19 protein-coding genes and 7 pseudogenes are annotated in these 17444 nt (G+C 72.4%); 2 read left to right on the forward strand and 24 right to left on the reverse strand.

Annotation, left to right across the window (positions count from 1 at the left end; translation table 11 throughout):
• Positions 1 to 127 precede the first annotated feature (127 nt).
• From G5V59_RS08075 to G5V59_RS08105, 7 genes and pseudogenes are all read right to left on the reverse strand, one after another.
• Positions 128 to 469: pseudogene (locus G5V59_RS08075) on the reverse strand (Ig-like domain repeat protein); the annotation flags it as partial.
• Complete coding sequence (locus tag G5V59_RS08080) at positions 466 to 1005, reverse strand: hypothetical protein (RefSeq protein ID WP_278256118.1); 540 nt, start codon at positions 1003 to 1005, stop codon at positions 466 to 468. The gene G5V59_RS08080 and the pseudogene G5V59_RS08075, both read right to left, overlap by 4 nt.
• A gap of 43 nt (positions 1006 to 1048) precedes the next feature.
• On the reverse strand, positions 1049 to 1423 hold the full coding sequence (locus G5V59_RS08085) for a hypothetical protein (RefSeq protein ID WP_278256119.1): 375 nt from the start codon (positions 1421 to 1423) through the stop codon (positions 1049 to 1051).
• Complete coding sequence (locus tag G5V59_RS08090; RefSeq protein WP_278256120.1) at positions 1344 to 1637, reverse strand: hypothetical protein; 294 nt, start codon at positions 1635 to 1637, stop codon at positions 1344 to 1346. The genes G5V59_RS08085 and G5V59_RS08090 overlap by 80 nt, the downstream gene beginning before the upstream one ends.
• Positions 1634 to 1831: a hypothetical protein gene (locus G5V59_RS08095; RefSeq protein WP_278256121.1), complete on the reverse strand. Its 198-nt coding sequence runs from the start codon at positions 1829 to 1831 to the stop codon at positions 1634 to 1636. Before G5V59_RS08095 ends, G5V59_RS08090 begins: the two co-directional genes overlap by 4 nt.
• Positions 1832 to 1862: 31 nt before the next feature.
• Positions 1863 to 4001, reverse strand: coding sequence for a sortase (locus G5V59_RS08100; protein ID WP_278259716.1), 2139 nt, complete (start codon positions 3999 to 4001; stop codon positions 1863 to 1865).
• Entirely contained in the window at positions 3952 to 5502 is a 1551-nt protein-coding gene (locus G5V59_RS08105; protein ID WP_278256122.1) for a hypothetical protein, read from the reverse strand. The genes G5V59_RS08100 and G5V59_RS08105 overlap by 50 nt, the downstream gene beginning before the upstream one ends.
• 43 nt (positions 5503 to 5545) lie before the next feature.
• On the opposite strand from G5V59_RS08105, the gene G5V59_RS08110 reads away from it, so the two are divergent.
• Positions 5546 to 5686, forward strand: coding sequence for a hypothetical protein (locus G5V59_RS08110; protein WP_278256123.1), 141 nt, complete (start codon positions 5546 to 5548; stop codon positions 5684 to 5686).
• Positions 5687 to 5762: 76 nt separating this feature from the next.
• Here G5V59_RS08110 and G5V59_RS08115 read toward each other — a convergent pair whose 3' ends face one another.
• The 13 genes and pseudogenes from G5V59_RS08115 to trpC form a co-directional block, all read right to left on the reverse strand.
• Entirely contained in the window at positions 5763 to 6242 is a 480-nt protein-coding gene (locus G5V59_RS08115) for a hypothetical protein (RefSeq protein ID WP_278256124.1), read from the reverse strand.
• A gap of 80 nt (positions 6243 to 6322) precedes the next feature.
• Complete coding sequence (locus G5V59_RS08120) at positions 6323 to 6811, reverse strand: hypothetical protein (RefSeq protein ID WP_278256125.1); 489 nt, start codon at positions 6809 to 6811, stop codon at positions 6323 to 6325.
• Complete coding sequence (locus G5V59_RS08125; protein WP_278256126.1) at positions 6808 to 7488, reverse strand: hypothetical protein; 681 nt, start codon at positions 7486 to 7488, stop codon at positions 6808 to 6810. Before G5V59_RS08125 ends, G5V59_RS08120 begins: the two co-directional genes overlap by 4 nt.
• Positions 7485 to 8471: a substrate-binding domain-containing protein gene (locus tag G5V59_RS08130; protein WP_278256127.1), complete on the reverse strand. Its 987-nt coding sequence runs from the start codon at positions 8469 to 8471 to the stop codon at positions 7485 to 7487. The genes G5V59_RS08125 and G5V59_RS08130 overlap by 4 nt, the downstream gene beginning before the upstream one ends.
• An 18-nt stretch (positions 8472 to 8489) precedes the next feature.
• The gene (gene pstA, locus G5V59_RS08135) at positions 8490 to 9293 is read right to left on the reverse strand and encodes a phosphate ABC transporter permease PstA (protein ID WP_278259717.1); all 804 of its coding nucleotides are present in this window, start codon (positions 9291 to 9293) and stop codon (positions 8490 to 8492) included.
• A gap of 460 nt (positions 9294 to 9753) precedes the next feature.
• A pseudogene (locus G5V59_RS08140) lies at positions 9754 to 10626 on the reverse strand (ABC transporter permease subunit); the annotation flags it as partial.
• Between the two features lie 96 nt (positions 10627 to 10722).
• Complete coding sequence (locus tag G5V59_RS08145) at positions 10723 to 10965, reverse strand: hypothetical protein (RefSeq protein ID WP_278260285.1); 243 nt, start codon at positions 10963 to 10965, stop codon at positions 10723 to 10725.
• 73 nt (positions 10966 to 11038) lie between these two features.
• Positions 11039 to 11422, reverse strand: a pseudogene (locus G5V59_RS08150) (prolipoprotein diacylglyceryl transferase family protein); the annotation flags it as partial.
• Positions 11343 to 11693: pseudogene (locus G5V59_RS08155) on the reverse strand (prolipoprotein diacylglyceryl transferase family protein); the annotation flags it as partial. The pseudogenes G5V59_RS08155 and G5V59_RS08150, both read right to left, overlap by 80 nt.
• Before the next feature lie 68 nt (positions 11694 to 11761).
• Entirely contained in the window at positions 11762 to 12382 is a 621-nt protein-coding gene (locus tag G5V59_RS08160; protein WP_278256128.1) for an SCO family protein, read from the reverse strand.
• A pseudogene (gene trpA, locus G5V59_RS08165) lies at positions 12375 to 13185 on the reverse strand (tryptophan synthase subunit alpha). The gene G5V59_RS08160 and the pseudogene trpA overlap by 8 nt, the downstream one beginning before the upstream one ends.
• Positions 13182 to 14397 (reverse strand): annotated as a pseudogene (gene trpB, locus G5V59_RS08170) (tryptophan synthase subunit beta). Before trpB ends, trpA begins: the two co-directional pseudogenes overlap by 4 nt.
• A pseudogene (gene trpC, locus G5V59_RS08175) lies at positions 14394 to 15180 on the reverse strand (indole-3-glycerol phosphate synthase TrpC). The pseudogenes trpB and trpC overlap by 4 nt, the downstream one beginning before the upstream one ends.
• Positions 15181 to 15335: 155 nt before the next feature.
• Here trpC and G5V59_RS08180 point away from each other — a divergent pair.
• The gene (locus G5V59_RS08180) at positions 15336 to 15797 is read left to right on the forward strand and encodes a DUF4190 domain-containing protein (protein WP_278256130.1); all 462 of its coding nucleotides are present in this window, start codon (positions 15336 to 15338) and stop codon (positions 15795 to 15797) included.
• Here G5V59_RS08180 and G5V59_RS08185 read toward each other — a convergent pair.
• Genes G5V59_RS08185 through hisI form a run of 4 tightly spaced genes read right to left on the reverse strand, consistent with a single transcriptional unit; the run spans position 15751 to position 17391 of the window.
• Positions 15751 to 16188, reverse strand: a complete 438-nt coding sequence (locus G5V59_RS08185) for a DUF2752 domain-containing protein (protein ID WP_278256131.1) — start codon at positions 16186 to 16188, stop codon at positions 15751 to 15753. The genes G5V59_RS08180 and G5V59_RS08185 overlap by 47 nt on opposite strands.
• Positions 16189 to 16192: 4 nt before the next feature.
• Positions 16193 to 16393, reverse strand: coding sequence for an HGxxPAAW family protein (locus G5V59_RS08190; protein WP_278256132.1), 201 nt, complete (start codon positions 16391 to 16393; stop codon positions 16193 to 16195).
• A gap of 49 nt (positions 16394 to 16442) precedes the next feature.
• The gene (locus G5V59_RS08195; RefSeq protein WP_278256133.1) at positions 16443 to 17051 is read right to left on the reverse strand and encodes a Trp biosynthesis-associated membrane protein; all 609 of its coding nucleotides are present in this window, start codon (positions 17049 to 17051) and stop codon (positions 16443 to 16445) included.
• The gene (gene hisI / locus G5V59_RS08200; protein ID WP_278259718.1) at positions 17044 to 17391 is read right to left on the reverse strand and encodes a phosphoribosyl-AMP cyclohydrolase; all 348 of its coding nucleotides are present in this window, start codon (positions 17389 to 17391) and stop codon (positions 17044 to 17046) included. The genes G5V59_RS08195 and hisI overlap by 8 nt, the downstream gene beginning before the upstream one ends.
• Between the last annotated feature and the right edge of the window lie 53 nt (positions 17392 to 17444).

A 17444-nucleotide genomic window follows, 5' to 3' on the forward strand; every position in this document is an offset into this window, starting at 1 on the left:
CACCGGCACGCTCGTCGCGGCGACCCGCGCCGTGATCTTCGGGTACGTCGTGCGCTTGATCGTCGTCGCCGCGAGCTTTGCCGTAGGTGACCGACGGGGCCTGCAGGATCCGGATCGCACGGGTCGTCTGGCTCGGTAGGGTCTGCGCCGTGCCGCCGTAGGTGACGCTGAGGGTGTGCGTCCCCGGCGCCAGCCGGGTGCCGGCGACGGGCAGCGTGATCACGCCGTCCGCGTCCAGCGCCTTGGTCGCGAGCACGGTGGTGCCCCTCTTGACCACGACCGTGCCGCCGTTGGCGCCGGCTCCGGTGACGGTGACCGTCACGGCGTAGGCCCGGCCCCAGTAGGAGCTCGCCGGGGCGACCGCCTTGGTCGTCGTCGCCGACTTCGGCGGGGTGACCACCGGGCCGCTGACGACGGACCACTGGTCGCCGGTGACCTTGACGAACGCCGAGGCGTAGCGGTCGGTCACGCCCTGGGCCGGCGAGCCTGGTGCGCAGGCGCAGGCTCGAAGACACCGCCGTAGGTGCCCTGGCCCGAGGCCGGGAAGGTGGCGACGGCGTCGGCGAGGCTCGCCCCGCCGGCGGTGCGGACGTAGGGCTTGCCGGCGAGCGCCGCGGGAGCGCTGACCGCGCCGGTCCCGCTGAACTTGTCGGTGCCGGTGGCCTGCACGCCCGGCCACGCGCCGGCCGCGCTGCCCGAGCGGGCGGCGTGGACGAACAGCGTGGCGTAGGTGTCGTCGGCGCGCACGGTGCCCCCGGCGGCCGCGAACGGCGGCAGCGCGGCGTTCACGGAGCCCGAGGTGACCTCGGTGCCGGAGGCGTCGTACAGGTGCAGGCCGACGGCGGTGCGGGCCGGGTCGTCGACCGAGGCGTTGTCGCCGACGTACCACTCCAGGCTGTCGGGGTCGCCGGTGAAGGAGGGCGCCGCGACGGCGATGCCGCCGAGCGCCGAGGCGACGAGCGCGAGCCCGAGGGCCGCGCTCCACCTCTTCTTGATGGTCTGCATGTGTGTCTCCTAGGTCTGTGCTGACCGCTGGGTCAGGAACCGCTCACGGCAGAGCCGGCATCCGCGCAGGAGGCGTCCCCGCCGCCGACCAGACTCCCACGAGTCGCCGTCGACCTCGATGTCGGCGGTGTCGTAGTGGTCGGCGAGGGTGCCGCCGGCGGGAGTGCCGAGGACGAGCCGCAGCCTGGACGAAGCCGTCGAGGTCCGCCGGGAAGGCGGTGACGAAGTCCTGCAGCGTCCACGCCTCCTTGGTGATCCGCGTCGCCGGCCGGGCCGGGTCGGCGAAGGCCACCGCTGCGGTGATCGGCGAGCCGCTGAACTCCTCGGGCCCCACGCCCTCACGCGGTTGGTAGGCGAACAGCGTCGCCACCGCGCCCTCCGGGTCGCTGCCCGCGGGCAGCGCCGTGGAGCCCAGCACGACGTCGGCGAACGGCCGCGCGTCGAGCCTTGCCGCCGCTCACCCGCTCCCCGTGCTTGCACAGGGTGAGCAAGCCCGTGGACCGCGCGTCGTCGTACGGCGCCACGGGGTCCTTGCCGAGGCGCCACACCAGCACGCCGGCGACGCCGACGGCCAGCACGAGCAGCACGGCGGCCACGCGGACCCGCGGACGGGCGAGGGTGGAGTTCGTCATGACGGTTCCTGGTTCCCGGGCGCGGTCAGTCGACGGCGATCTCGGCGTTGTCGGTGCCGAACACGTGGTAGTCCGGCGTCACGCCGGCTGCCTCGAGCAGGGCCTGGCCGGCGGGCGTGCGCACGAAGGGCGCCGGGCCGTCGGGGTTGTAGAACAGCGCCTTGACCCAGTTCAGGGTGCTGCCCGGCTGCCACGGGGTGGTGGAGGTCAGGTCCGACTCCCGGATCAGCGCGTTGTAGGCGAAGTTGCCGCCGTACGGCGCCGTGGGGGTGTTGTTGTCGGCCGTGCTGTCACCGTCGAGCAGCCTTGATGGCGCTGGCGTCGGCCGCGGTGCGGTGGCCGTCCTCGGTGTTGTAGTTGTTGGTCTTCTGACCGTCCGAGGTGAGCGTGTAGTAGCCCTTGTTCAGGGTGCGGTAGCGCCCGCGCGGGAAGGGCACGATCGCGTTCTTGCGCTGGGCCTCGGGCAGCAGCGCGATGGCGGTCGGGTCGTTCTGCTGGACGTTGAACGAGTTCGGGTTGTTGCGACCGGTGAAGGTGCTGTTGCCCGGGTTCTGCCGCTTGACGTTGGCGAGGAAGGTGTTCCACATGCCGGCGTCGGAGGGCAGCGTCAGCGGGATGATCGTGTCGTCGGGCGCGGGGCCGGTGTAGCCCGGGACGTCGCTCCACTTGGTGTACTGCCCGGTGTAGATCTTGAGGATGTCGTCCGCGCTGAGCGTGGCCGGCGCGTTGGTGGTCGCGGCGACGGCGATGAGCCTGGCGGTCGGTGGCGATCTGGACCCGGTAGAGCCTTGGTGCCCTGCTTGGCCTGGATCGTGTTCTGGTTGTCCGCCGAGAGGCCGTCGGGGCTGCGGCCCACGTCGATCCAGCCCTGGTCGTCGTTGATGATCGCGTCGCGTCCACCGGCGCCGCCGCCGGAGGGGCGCACGACGAGGTCCTGGCCGGCGCGCAGGCCGACGGTCGGGTTGAGCAGGCTTCACGTCCGACTGCTTGATGTACTTCACGCCGTTCTCGCCGATCGTGCCGTTGCCGGTGATCGTGGCGAGTCGCCGCGGATCGGTGTAGGCGCTGCGGCCCTGGGCGTCGCCGGAGGAGTCGAAGTTGACGAAGCGCCAGCGGTTGCCGGCCGTGTTGTAGCCCGGCAGGCTCGTGGTAGCCGTCGGCGAGGAAGTTGAAGGAGTTCTGGATGATGTCGGAGCCGGTGGCGACGACGTCTTGGGGCTGCGGGGCCGGGTCGGCCTGCGCGGGGGTGAAGGTGAGGGTGAGCCCGGCGGCGGTGGCCAGCCCCACGAACGCGACGGAAGCAGACTTCCGGGGAATCAACATCGGATGACCTATTTTTAGTAATCCAGTAGAGATACTCCCGAGCGTGAGGAGGACGGTAACCGCGGCACGCGCTTCCCGTGGTCCTCGGTCTCGCATCGCGAGACCTGCCCGGCTAGAGGAGGGCGGGCAGCAGGCGGGCTCCGATCGACGAGGCCAACCAGAGCGCACCCACGACCGCGGGCGCACCCGCGATCCAGGCGGCCCGGTGGGACCAGCGGGTCCAGGACCAGGCGAAGCCCGCGAGCGTGGCCAGCAGCAGCCTGCAGGCTCAGCGCGAGCTCGGCGAGCGTGCCGGAGTCCACGTGGGACTCCAGCAGACTCGGGGCGGGGGTCGGTGCCGGAGCGGGGGCCGGCGGCGACCGCGCCGGAGGAGAGCACCGCGTCGACGTACACGGTCTCGGAGGAGTGGAGCAGGGAGACCTGCGAGCCCTTGCCGGCAGCGGTGATCAGCGTCAGCCGGCTCGCTCCGGCGCCAGGCGGCGCCGGTGACGGGTCGCCCTCGCGGCGGATGCCCGTCACGTCGTAGGTGAACCGGCCCTGCGCGGTGGTGACCACCACCCGCGCGCCGCGCCGGACCTCCGGCAGGTGGGCGAAGGGCCGGCCGTAGGACACCGAGCGCCCCGCGACCACGCTCACGCCCTGCTGACCCGGGAGCACGGTGCCGGGCCGGTGGCCCGGACCGTCCTGCAGCCTGGCGCGAGCGGGTGCCCTCCACGACGACGAGGTCCTCGACGTCGAGCGAGGGGATCGAGAGCAGCGCGACGGGCGCGCCGGTGTCCACCGGCGCGCCCGTCGGTGCCGTGCCTTCGGCGAGCCTGGGTGCGTAGGCTCGCCGTACAGCACGTTCTGTGCGTGGTTCTGCTCGAAGTCGCTCAGAACCAGCAGGTACAGCAGGACCCAGCCCAGCACCAGGGAGACGCCGAGCAGCACGCGGCCGCCCGCGACCCGGATCTGGCGGTCCGCGATGCCCGGCGGCGGGGAGGCGTCGACCTCACCGCTGTGGACCTCGGTCCGGGCGGGCCCGGTGGGCGCGAGGGTCATCGCGACCTCCGCGGACGATGCGCCCAGGCGGCCGCGAGGCCGGTCTGCAGCAGACTCCAGCCAGCGCAGCACGCCACCGGCCACCGCGCACAGCGCGGCCATCAGCAGCAGTGTCGGCAGCCCGACCCGGCCCAGGGAGGAGCGCTCCCCCGAGGTGAGCGCGAGCCTGGTCACCCGCCGCTGCGGCGGACGGCGCGGCCACGGCCGGTCCCCCGCCCGCCGCCGACGGTACGACGCCCGCCGGACCGGCCACCGCCGGCGCGACCCCGGTGCCGGGCCCGCTCTGGTCGGTGTTCTTCGGCGGCGTCTTCACCGGCGGGGCGGCCTTGGAGAAGTCGCACGCCTTCGCGAGCGTGGTCGCCGGCGCGGCGCCCACGGCCGGGACAGCGCCCTTCTGGGTGCGCACCGCGACCACCGCGCTCGCGAGGTAGGACTCCTCGCCGCCGAACCCGTTCTCCGCGGTCAGCGGCAGGTAGCCCGCCGGCAGGCTCGCCGTTGGCCTGGCCGGGGCGCTGACCCGGGCCACCGGCGTAGCACAGGAAGCGCGCCGCCTGGCCGCCGTCGCGGCGTCCAGGGCACTGGTCGGGAAGACCGCGGAGACCGGCAAAGCGCCCGGGTAGGCCTTGCTGCCCTTGGCGGTCGAGAGGGCGGCGTAGTCCAGTGCCCAGGTGCCGTCCTCGACATCCGGCTTCAGCAGCGGCGCGGCCGCGGCGAGGCCGGCGGAGTCGCCGGAGACGAACGTGCGCCCGCCCGCGTCGGCGAAGGTCGCCGTCGGCGCGAGGGTGGTGGCGGTCTGCAGGTCCGCGGTGCGCAGGTTGTAGCGGCGCGCGGCCGACAGCGAGACCAGGCCGAGCACGAAGCGGTGCCCGACGGCCTGGCGCCCCTCGGTGCGCAGCGGCAGCGTGGTCGCGTCGTTGCCGTCGTAGCGGCACACGGTGGCGACGGCGGAGTTGGCGAACTGCAGGTTGAGGCTGACCGGGCCGAGCCCGGAGAGCGGGTTCGCGACCAGTCTGCAGGTACGGCGTGGGGCTGTTGGCATAGCAACGGTTCTGGTCGATGTACCACTGCGGCGCGAGGAACTCGTCGAGCAGCGGCCAGTTGTCGACCGGCAGACTCGATGCGCTGGTACGCCGCGTTGACCTTCATCCCCCACGGGTCGGGCTTCCCGTCGAGCCAGGCCCGGGCCTCCGGGTCCGCGTCGATCCACCGGGTCAGCGCCCAGACCATGTCGGAGTTGGAGGAGAAGACCTGCAGCGCCGCCGCGGACTCCAGCGTCGTGCTCTCCGCGATCCCCGGGTTGAGCGCCTTGAACTCCGGGTCCACCGTCAGGTTGTAGGGGTTGTCCCCCAGCCCTGCGTGGCCCGAGCGCACGAACGACGTGGCGGGGTAGGACGCACTGAGCAGGCTTGGCGACCAGGCGGGCGTTGAGCCGCAGGCTCTCCCGCCGTCGTTGGTCGGCGTCGTCGATGGAGAAGGCGATCGCGAAGCCGCCGAGCGCCACCGGTGCCTGGACGACCGGGCGCTGGTAGCCGCCCGGCTGCGGGGTGGAGCCTGAACGCGCCGGTGATCTCGCCGCTCTCCAGCAGGCTGCGCGCCAGCGACTCGGACTGCTGCACGTGGGTGAAGGAGAACAGGCTGTCGGTGGTGCAGAACTTCGGGCGCCAGGAGGCGGTCAGGCTCGTTGAGCACGACCGAGCCCATCAGGCTCCAGCGGCTTCTCCGCCGACTCCGGCGGGCAGACCTCGGCCGTGGGCGCGAAGGTCAGCGGCACCGTGATCCGGTTGCGCCAGTTCGACGCGCTCCACCACAGGTTGCCGCGCACCGCCTGGTCCGAGTCTGCGGGTGGTGGCGGGCTCCCCCGGCGCGTAGGCGCCGGTGCGGCGGCAGGTCGTGTCCGCACTGGTCTTCTGCGCGTCGGTCAGCGGCACGCCGGCCTTGTTGGTCTGCGGCTGACCGGCGGGCGACTCGTAGCCGAAGGCGTCGCAGGCTGACCCCGACGACGGGCACCGCGACGAGGGCGCAGCGCACCTTCGCCGAGCAGCCCAGCGAGCCGTTCTCGGCGCGGGTCCACACCGCGAAGTCCGCGCTGCCCTTGCCGTCCTTGCCGGTGATGCCGTACGTCGTGTTGCTCGGCACGCCGCCGCGCTCGGCGGAGTCGGTCTCCGGCGCCGCAGGCGTGCAGCCGGCCTCGGGGTCCGGGCCGCCGTAGTAGGTCTTGCCGCCGGCGGCCTTGAAGGGCACCCAGCGTGCGGTCGTCGCCGGAGCCAGCCTTGGTGCAGGCGTCCGGCAGGTCGGCGGGCTCACCCACCACGGGGGCGCGGTCAGGGGCGCTGGCATAGGCGTCGAAGCGCCAGGCCGGGGTCGTCGAGGCGGCGGCGAGGTAGCGCTCGGGCGAGGTCTGCGTCCAGCACGTCTCCGGGCTGAGCCGGGTCTGGCCCGCGGGCACCTTGTCGGCGTCCACGCCGCGGCACTGCAGCAGCACGAAGGGGTACTCCTGGTTGCGGCCCTCGGAGGAGTTCGGGTCGGCGACGACCGCGCCGGTCGGGGTCGCGCCCTCCCAGCCTGACCTTGATCTCCTGGCGTCCGCGCAGGTTGTCGGCCTGGGAGACGTGCAGGGTGATCTTGTTCGTGCTGGCGACCGTCGTCCTGCCGTCGGCGTCGACGAAGGTTCGCTGCGCGGTCACCGTCCGGGTCAGGCCACCGGCCGCGCCGGCCGGTGCGGTGCCGGACGGGGCGACCACCGCGAGCACGCCCAGCAGCACGGCGACGGCGAAGCAGACGCGCTCGGCGCGCCGGCGCAGGGTGGTCATCGCGACCGCCTGCGGGTCCCGGCGAGTCGCCCGACGACCGGCGGTACGACGAGCACGCCGAGGAAGAGCCCGAGCACCAGGGCAGCGAGCACCTTCGGCGGGCCGGAGCGGGCGTCGGGGTCGAGGGTCGTCGCGACCGTGGTGATCCCGTCGCTCGTCGTACCGGTGGTGGAGCCGTCGGCGCCGACCACCGGCGCGCCACCCGCGGCGGCCGGAGCGTCCGGCACGCCGTCGCCGTCGGTGTCGACCGCCGGCGCCCCGGCACCCGGGCCGGCCGCCGGCCCGGCGCCCGGCGCGGCGCCGGCGGCGGGCGCGCCGCTCGGGGTCTTGGTGCCGGTGCCACCGGGGTTGTCGTTGAACGTGCCGACGTCGTCGCCGCACGGGCCCTGGCCGGGCCGGTCGCACTCGGCCGGGAAGGGCGCGATCTTCGCCAGGTAGTTCTCCGACGGCTTGCCCGGCACGAAGGTCGGGTTGTGGCAGTTCTTGACGTTCTTGATGATCGAGGCGTCGAAGACGACCTTCGGGTCGGCGAGCTTGAGCTTGTTGACCTGGGTGAGGCTGGCCTGGACCAGGTTGACGGGCAGCGGCGAGTAGCCGATGGGACCGATCGCCGACTGGCCCACGCAGACCGAGTGCTGGAGGAAGTCGGTCAGCGCCTGGCGCTTCGGGGTCGTCATCTTCGAGTCGTTCGCGGCGGTCGGGATGATCGCGTAGACGTACGACGACAGCGGGTAGGTCCGCTTGTCCGGGTTGACGTAGACCTGGTCCAGACTTCTGGGTGAGGTAGTTCGGATCCTTCGGGTCGTCGTTGATCTGCGCACGGGTGAGCGCCACCGCGACGTTGTACTGCGTCGGCAGCGTGAAGTAGCCGGCCTTGTTGAGCAGACTTGGCGACCGGGTAGCCGGCGGCGAGAGGGTAGGAGTACTCCTCCATCGCGATCGCGCCCACGGAGCCCTTGGACTTGAGGAAGTTCATCACGCCGTCGGAGCCGGTCTGCGCACGCTGCTGGCCGCGGGCCTCGCCGCAGTTGAGCGGGAAGTAGTCCGTCGCGGCGAGCCGCCCGCCGTTGCAGTCCTTCCACAGTGCGGGGTACTGGCTCACCATCCAGGTCGTGAACTGGTTGGTGACGCCCGCGCCGTCCGCGCGCACGACCGGGATGATCGGGATCGACGGCAGCGCGCGGCCGTTGTTGTCCTTGGTGATCGCCGCGTCGTTCCAGTTGGTGATCTGGTTGGTGAAGATCCTCGCCAGGGTCTCCCCCGACAGCCGGATGTTCTTCACCCTCTTGCCGCCGACGGTGACGTTGTAGGGGAACGCCGTGCCGCCCGCGACGATCGGCAGGTAGGCGAAGGAGCGGCCCAGCGAGGAGTCCACCGCGCCGGTCGACGGGTCCTTGCCGCGGTACGGCGAGTCGGTGACCCCGAAGTCGCTGGACTTGTTGGCGTAGTCCTTGCGCCCCTGCGCGGCACCGTTGGCGGTGTAGACCACCTTGATGTCCTTGGCGTCCACCTCGGCCACCCACTCGGCGACGGCGTTGCCGGCCCAGGAGGAGCCCGAGCCCTTGATCAGGCTCGTACGTCGGTGCGGCGGCCACCGCGGCACCAGGACCGGCGGCGACGGCGAGGTAGCCGGCGAGGGCGAGCGCGACGGTGCGGGCACCTCGGCGCAGCAGCGGGGTCATCGGTTCTTCCTTCCCCTGGCCGCCACGCGGGCGAGCAGGAACAGCGAGAGCACGACCACGAGCAGGACCGCGGCACCGGCGTAGGCCCGCTGCTCCATCTGCGGGCTGCCCGTGGTGACGGCGGAGTAGACGAACAGCGGCAGCGAGTTCATCGGGTCGTGGAGCGGGTCGGCGTTGAAGAAGGTGGACGCGCCGGACGTCAGCAGCAGCGGCGAGGTCTCGCCGACCGCACGGGCCACGCCGAGGATGAGCGCGGTCGCCAGACCGGGCCGGGCGGTCGGCAGGACGACCTTCCAGACCGTCTGCCAGCGCCCCGCCCCGAGGGCGTACGACGCCTCGCGCAGCCCGTTCGGGACGACGCGGAGCACGACCTCGCTCGCCCGGGCCATGATCGGCAGCGCCATCACGGCCAGCGCCAGGGAGGCGGCGAGCCCACTCGTCTCCATGCCGAGGCTGACGATCCAGATCGAGTAGATGAACAGGCCGGCCACGATCGAGGGCAGCGCCGTCATCGCCTCGACGACGGTGCGGACGAGCACCGCACCCTTGCCGCCGACCTCAGAGATGTAGACCGCGGTCGCCAGGCCCAGGGGCATCGCGATGGCCACGGCGATGCAGACCTCGATGACGGTGCCGAGGATGGCGTGCGCGATGCCGCCCCGGGTGAAGGGGTCCTCGGCGCGCACGCCCGCCATGTCGTCGGTGAAGAAGTTGAGGTGGCTCAGCGCGGGCAGGCCCTTCCAGACCGTGCTGACCACCGTGCTGAGCAGCGCCAGGCCGATCAGCGCGGGCGCGGCCATCACCACGGCGGTGACCACCCGGTCGACCACGATCCGGCGGGGCTGGGTGAGCGCGGTGAGGCCGGCGTAGAAGGCGACGAAGACGGCGTACCAGCACACGGTGAACCCGACGGCGCCGGAGAACGGCAGGATCTGGGTGTAGAGCAGCCAGGTCGTCGCCACGGACCCGACGACCGCTCCCACGAGCGTCAGCACGTCCTCGCGGGTGCGGTGGCCGGCCTGGCGCAGGGTCTCGGCCGGCGGCGCCTCGGGCTCGGCGAGGTGGCGCGGCGGGGGGCGCGAGCGTGGTCACAGCTCGGTCACCCCGCCGCCACGGGAGCGGGCCACGACCATGGCGGCCAGGCTGTTGACGACCAGCGTCATCACGAACAGCAGGAAGCCGGCGGTGAGCAGCGCGGACAGTCTGCGCCGGCGAGGCCTCCTTGAAGCCGGAGGCGATGAGCGCGGAGATGGTCGCGGTGCCGGACTCCAGCACGTACGGCTTGATCTCGAAGGCCTGCGAGATCACCATCACCACCGAGATGGTCTCGCCGAGTGCGCGGCCCAGGGCCAGCATCGTGCCGCCGATGATGCCGCCGCGACCGAAGGGCAGCACCACCGTGCGCACCATCGACCAGCGGGTGGCACCGAGCGCGAGCGCGGCCTCCTTCTCCCCTGCCGGCGCCTCCGCGAACACCTCGCGCATCACCGAGGTGGCCATCGGGAAGATCATCATCGCCACGGCCAGCGCGGCGATGGCCGCCGAGCCGGCGTACGACGGGTAGCCCGGCGCCTGCGTCCAGATCGGGTAGTCCACGTCGGTGCGCACGTGGAAGAACGGGATCCAGCCGAAGTGCTTGCTGATCCAGTGGGTCACCACAGTGGCGTGCGGCTGGATCACGATGAGCACCCACAGGCCGAACACGATGCCCGGCACCGCCGCCATCAGGTCGACCATCCGCACCAGCAGGGGCCGGGCCCAGGCGGGCGCCCAGTCGGTGATGAAGAGCGCGGTCAGCAGCGAGAGCGGGAAGGCGAGCAGCAGCGCGATGACCGCGACCTGCAGCGTCCCGAGGACGACCGCGGCGATGCCGACGATGTCCTGGCTGGGCAGCCAGCGGTACTCGGTGAAGAAGGAGAGCCCGTAGTGGCGCAGGGTCGGCACCGACTGCGCGCCGAGGAAGATGCCGATGCCGGAGGTGATTGCGAGGACGGTGAACGCCAGCACCCGGACGACGTGCAGGAACACCCGGTCCTGCAGGGAGTAGCGCACACCGAGCACGCGAGGGACGTCCTCCGCGGGCCAGGCGTCGTCCGGGGACGGCGCAGGCGTGGAAACAGCAGCACGCGACATGACGGGGGCACCCCTACCCGCTCGCGGCCCCCGATGGCCGAACCAGTGAAGACCTTAAGTCTAGTGGTTCGGCTGTATTTATTTGGATAAATGAGTTCAGATCGTGGACGGATCGTCCTCGGCGGTGTCCTCGGAGGGCTCGTCGCCGGTCTTCTCCGCGGTCTCCTCGCCGGTCTTCTCCCCGGTCCTCTCGCCGGCTCCCTCGGGCGCGGGCCTCCGCCCGTCGACGTACACGCTCTCCTCGCGGCCGGGCCGGTTCTTGAGCGACCAGACGAAGAACGCCGCCGCGGCGACGAAGAGCACGATCGAGGTCCACACGTTGAAGCGCAGCCCCAGCACGTCGTTCAGCCTGGACGTCGTCGATGCGGATGTACTCGATCCAGCCGCGACCCAGCGTGTAGGCCATGACGTACGCCGCCATCACCCGGCCGTGGCCGAGGCGGAAGCGCCGCTCCAGCCAGATGATCAGCGCGAAGGCGGCGAGGTTCCAGATGCACTCGTAGAGGTAGGTCGGGTGGAAGGTCTCCATGGCCGGCGGCACCCCACCGTTGGCCGCCAGCGCGTCGGCGTAGTCCTTGCTGGCCAGGTAGGCGCCGCTGTAGTGGTCCTTGTCGATCTCCAGGCCCCACGGCAGGTCGGTCGGGCGCCCGTACAGGCTCCTGGTTGAACCAGTTGCCCCATCGCCCGATCGCCTGGGCGACCAGCACCCCGGGCGCGAGCACGTCGAGCAGCGGCAGCAGCCGGATGCCCTTGCGGCGCGCACCGAGCCAGGCGCCGAGCGCACCGAGGGCGACACCGCCCCAGATGCCGAGCCCGCCGTGCCAGACGTAGAGCGCCTCGATCGGCTCCCCACCGGCGCCGAAGTACTTCTTCCAGTCGGTGGCGACGTGGTAGAGCCGCGCTCCGACGAGACCGAACGGGACGGCCCACAGCGCGACGTCCTGGATCTCGCCGAGGGTGCCGCCGCGGGCCTGCCAGCGCTTCTCACCGAGCCAGATCGCGACGACGATGCCCAAGATGATGCACAGCGCGTAGCCGCGCAGCGGGAACGGCCCGATGTGCCACACGCCGTTGGCCGGGCTCGGGATGCTGGCGGTGAGAAGCCTGGGTGAGCACGGCGGGTCCTCGGTCTCGATCAGTCGTGGGTCAGTCGTCGGTGAGCAGGGTGTGGATGTCGGCCGCGAACTCCTTGGCCGAGGTCTCCTGGTTCCACAGGGTGACGGCGCGGTGCGAGCCGTCGAGGGCGAGCGTGAACGTCGAGTGGCCACCCAGGTCGTAGCCCCCGGTCGGCGAGCTTCTTGCCGTCGTTGACGTAGACGTGCAGCGGCTCGCCGACCTTGATGATGGTGTCGAGGTCACCGGTCAGCCCGATGAAGGACTTGTTGTAGCGGTCCAGGTAGGCCCGCATCGTCTTCTCGTCGTCGCGGGTCGGGTCGGTGGTCACGAGCACCACGTCGACCTTCTTCGCGTCCTCGGCGTCGAGCAGGTTGACCGCGGCCGCGATGTTGTTGAGCACCAGCGGGCAGAAGTCCGGGCAGTGGGTGTAGCCGAAGAAGACCAGGGTGAGCGGCTTGTCGGCATCTGCACCCAGGGAGTAGGGCCGGCCGGCGGTGTCGGTCAGCGCGATGTCCGCCGCCTGGTAGGGGCTCTCGAGCCGGGTGCCGGTGAAGCCCTTCTCCGCGCCGCCCGTGCCGCAGCCCGCGGCGAGCAGCCCGACGACGACCAGTGCCAGCGTCGCCCTCAGCCGATCACGCACGCACGCCTCCCGCCACTCCGGCGGCCGGGTCCTCGGCGAGCGCCCGGACCGCGGCCAGTCCCGCGGCGTGGTCGCCGGCGTGCTCCTGCAGGGCGCGGACGAAGGCCGAGCCCACGATCACCCCGTCGGCGTACGACGCCAGGCTCCGCGGCCTGCGCGCCGGTGTTCACTCCGACGCCCACGCCGACCGGCAGGTCCGTCGTCGCCTTGGTGCGCGCGATCAGCGGAGCCACCCCGGCAGCGGTCGCCTGGCGAGTGCCGGTCACGCCCATGATGCCGGTGGCGTAGACGAAGCCGCGGCTGGCCGCGGTGGTCATCGCGATCCGCTCGTCGGTGGACGACGGCGCGACGAGGAAGACCTTGTCGAGGTCGAGCCGGTCCGCGGACTCGACCCACTCCGGCGCGAAGTCGGGCGTCAGGTCGGGGGTGATCAGGCCGGACCCGCCGGCGTTCGCCAGGTCCTGGGCGAACCGCTCCACGCCGTAGCGCTCGATCGGGTTCCAGTAGGTCATCACCAGCACGGGCACGCCTGTCGCGGCGACCGCCTCGACGACGCGCAGCACGTCGGCGGTGCGCACCCCCGCCTCCAGCGCCTGCTGGGCGGCGGCCTGGATGATCGGGCCGTCCATGACCGGGTCGCTGTAGGGCAGGCCGAGCTCGATCACGTCGCAGCCGGCGTCGACCATCACCTTCAACGCCTCGACGCTGCCCGCGACGTCGGGGAAGCCGGCAGGCAGGTAGCCCACCAGCGCGGCGCGGCCCTCGGCGCGGGCCTTGTCGTAGGCGATGCTGCTGCTGGTCACTTCCGCTCCCCCGCGGTGCCGAGCCCGAACCACTCCAGGGCGGTGCCCATGTCCTTGTCGCCGCGGCCGGAGAGGTTGACGAGGATGGTCTGGCCGGGCCGCTCCTTCGCGACCCGCAGCGCCCCCGCGACGGCGTGCGCGCTCTCGATCGCCGGGATGATGCCCTCGGTGCGCGCCAGCAGGGACATCGCGTCCATCGCCTCCGCGTCGGTCACCGGCAGGTACGTCGCCCGGCCACCCGCCGACAGTGCGGCGTGCTGCGGGCCGACGCCCGGGTAGTCCAGGCCCGCGGAGATGGAGTGCGACTCGACGGTCTGGCCGTCCTCGTCCTGCAGCACGAAGGTGCGCGCGCCGTGCAGCACGCCGATGGAACCGGCGAAGATCGTCGCCGCGTGGCGACCCGTGTCGACGCCGTCCCCACCGGCCTCGAAGCCGTAGATCGCCACGTCCGGGTCGTCCACGAATCCCGCGAACAGGCCGATCGCGTTGGACCCGCCGCCCACGCACGCCGCGACGGCGTCCGGCAGGGCACCGTACTGGTCCAGGCACTGCTGGCGGGCCTCGTCGCCGATGCCGCGCACGGAGCCTGAGCACCAGGCTCGGGAACGGGTGCGGCCCGGCGGCCGTGCCGAACAGGTAGGCGGTGTGGTCGACGCTGGCGACCCAGTCGCGCAGCGCCTCGTTGATGGCGTCCTTGAGCGTGCGCGAGCCGCTCTTGACCGGGATCACCTCGGCACCGAGCAGACTGCATCCGGGCCACGTTGAGCGCCCGGCGCTCGGTGTCGACCTCGCCCATGTAGACGGTGCAGTCCAGGCCAAGGTACGCCGCGGCAGTCGCGCTGGCGACGCCGTGCTGGCCGGCGCCGGTCTCCGCGATCACCCGCGTCTTGCCCATCCGCTTGGTGAGCAGGGCCTGGCCGAGCACGTTGCGGATCTTGTGCGCGCCGGTGTGGTTGAGGTCCTCGCGCTTGAGCAGGATCCGCGCACCGGCCCGCTCGGAGAGCCGGGTGGCGTCGTAGAGCAGGCTCGGGACGCCGGCGTACTCGCGCAGCAGGGTCTCGAACTCCGCGACGAAGCCTGGCGTCGGCCATGGCCTTCTGCCAGGCGACGTCCAGGCTCGTCGAGGGCGGCCATCAGGGCCTCGGGCATGAACCGGCCGCCGAAGGCACCGGTGCCCCCGAACCAGCCGAGTGCGTCGGCGTCGTACGTCATCGTCGGATCCCTGTCATCGCGGCGACCGCCTCGCGGGGGGCGCCGTCCTTCACCAGCGCCTCGCCGACGAGCACCGCGCGGGCGCCCTCCTCGACGAAGCGCTGCACGTCCTCGGGCCCGGAGATCCCGGACTCGGCGACCTTGACCCGGTCGTCGGGGATGAGCGGTGCGAGCCGGCCGAAGGTGGCCGCGTCGACCGCGAGCGTCTTGAGGTTGCGGGCGTTGACGCCGATCGGCTCGGCGCCCAGCGCGACGGCGCGCTCGGTCTCCGCCTCGTCGTGCACCTCGACCAGCACCGTCAGCCCCAGCGCCCGGGCGGCGTCGTGGAGCCGGTCCAGCCGGTCGCCCGGCAGCGAGGCCACGATGAGCAGCGCCAGGTCGGCACCGGCAGCGCGGGCCTCCAGCAGGCTGGTACTCGGTGACGATGAAGTCCTTGCGCAGCAGCGGTACGTCGACCGCGGCCCGGACCGCGCGCAGGTCGTCCAGGCTGCCGCCGAAGCGCCGCTGCTCGGTCAGCACGCTGATCGCGGCGGCTCCGCCGTCGGCGTAGGCCCGGGCGAGCGCTGCGGGGTCGGCGATGTCGGCCAGGGCGCCCTTGCTCGGGCTCTTCCGCTTGACCTCCGCGATCACGCTCGAGCCCGCGCCGCGCAGGTGCGGCATCGGGTCACGCGGCGGTGGCGCGTCGGCCAGCGCCGCCCGCAGGTCGGCCTCGGGCACGCGCGAGCGCCGGAGGTCGAGGTCCTCTCGAACACCGGCGACGATCTCGTCCAGCACAGTTCCCATCGTCGTCAGTGTTCCACGCAGCAGGGAACGCCTCGCAGGGTGGCCGGGGTTCTGGACGGCGATTCCCGGTGGTTCGCGGTGGTTTGGGAGGCGTCTGCCCGGTTAGGCTCCTGCGACCGCCCGGACTTCGCCGGGCCCGACGGTTAGGAACCACGTTGGCCTACAACCAGCCGCCCAACTACGGAACCCCTCCCCCGCCGCCCGGCGGTGGCTACGGCGGTGGCAACTTCGCCGCCGGCGGCAACCACCCGCGGGGCACCACCATCCTGGTGCTGGGCATCCTCAGCATCATCTGCTGTGGTCTGTTCACCGGCATCCCGGCCATCATCATGGGCAAGAAGGCTCTCGACGAGTCGAAGAGCGCCCACTACGCCAACGAGGGCATCATCAAGGGCGGCTGGATCTGCGGCATCATCGGCACCGCGCTGTCCGTGATCGGCCTCGTCCTGCAGATCGCGCTGCTCGCGAGCGGCAACTCGCTCTACAGGCGATCGTCGTCGCGACGCCCGGACCCACAGGGTCCGGGCGTCGTGTGCTTGGTGCGGAGTGCTTGGTGCGGAACGGGGCGGCTCAGGGAGCGAGCCAGGCGCCGGCCGGCGTGTTGCGCGCCACCGTGAAGACAGCGAGCACCACCGCGACGATGCTCAGCCCGATCCGCATCGCGCGCGGCGAGGGCTCCCAGGGCCGGCCGGTCCACCGGCCGTAGGACCACCGGCCGAAGGCCAGCAGGAGCAGCGGGATCGACAGGACGAAGACCAGGTTGCTCGACGCGGCGGCGCCGAGGTCGAGGTTCGTCAGGTCGTTGACAGCGCGCAGGCCGCCGCAGCCCGGGCAGGAGAAGCCGAGCGCCGCCGTCGGGCACAGCCCCCACGTGCCCTTCTCGTGCGGGTCGCGGAAGTGCAGGGCGACCGTGACGGCCGCCAGACCCCCGGCCAGGGCCAGGGGCGGCACCATCCGGCGCCGGCGAGTCTGCTCGCCGGCGGGCGCGGGAGGTGCCGTGAGGGTCACGGGATCAGTGGCCCGACTCGTGCAGGCCCATCTTGGCGAGGACGAGGAAGAGCGGGCCGGCCCCGACCGCGATGACCGCGCCGATCCAGAACAGCGGCCAGTTGATGGGCGAGAGCGAGGTGCCGACGGCGCCGATCACGAAGCCGACCAGCGAGACCAGGACTGCGGTCCAAGCGGCGGGGGTGTTGCCGTGACTGTCGGCCATGAGTGGGAACTCCTCGTTCAAGCGGGTCGGTCGGGACGATTCTAGGGGGTCACTCCTGCGTCGGGTCGCTGCCCTCGTCCAGCGACTTCCACAGGTCGAGGTTGCTCCGCTCCGCCGGGTCCGCGCCGGGGCTCTCCGGGAGCGGGCCGGCACCCGTCGGGGCGTCGTAGCGGGTGCCCATCTCGGGCCACGACGGGACCAGCCGGACCGCGAGACCGGCGGCCACCAGCGCCACCAGGGCGCCGGTGAGGGCGAGCCAGAGCCACGGGGTGCGCTCGACGTCGATGCTCGCGCCGTCGAGGCCGAGCCGGACGGCCAGGTCGGTGCGTGCCTGGTCGTCCTGGACGAAGCCGCCGACGATCACCACGGCGCCGATGCCGGCGGCGGCGAGCAGCGCGAGCACCGCCACCACGCGTCGTACGACGCCCCGGGAGACCAGCAGCACCCCCCACGCCGCGAGCGCGACCAGCGCCAGCGCACCGGCGAGCGGGAACTGCACCGACCGGTCCTCCACGCCGCGGGCCAGCCCGCCGGCCGCGACCAGCGTCGACTCCGGCACGGTCAGCATCTGCCGGTGACCGGCGACAGCCGCGAGGCCGGCTCCGGCGAGGCCGAGCAGCACTGTCGGCCCGAAGGCGCGGCGCCCCGGCTCAGCCACCGAGCAACCCCTCGTCGAAGCAGGTCCGGGCGCCGGTGTGGCAGGCCACACCGACCTGGTCCACCTTCACCAGCAGGGTGTCGCCGTCGCAGTCGAGGCGGACCTCGTGCACGTGCTGGGGGTTGCCGGAGGTCTCCCCCTTGACCCAGTACTCCTGCCGCGAGCGGCTCCAGTACGTCGCCCGGCCGGTCGTCAGCGTGCGGTGCAGCGCCTCGTCGTCCATCCACGCGAGCATGAGCACCTCACCGGTGTCGTGCTGCTGCACGATCGCGGGCACCAACCCGTCGGGGGTGCGCTTGAGGCGGTCGGCCAGGTCGGCGGGAAGGCTCACGGGCTCCATTATCCGTGCTGCGCCACCCACGAGGCGTGCAGCCTCGCGTAAGGGGTGTCCGG

This window comes from Nocardioides convexus (assembly GCF_011090295.1).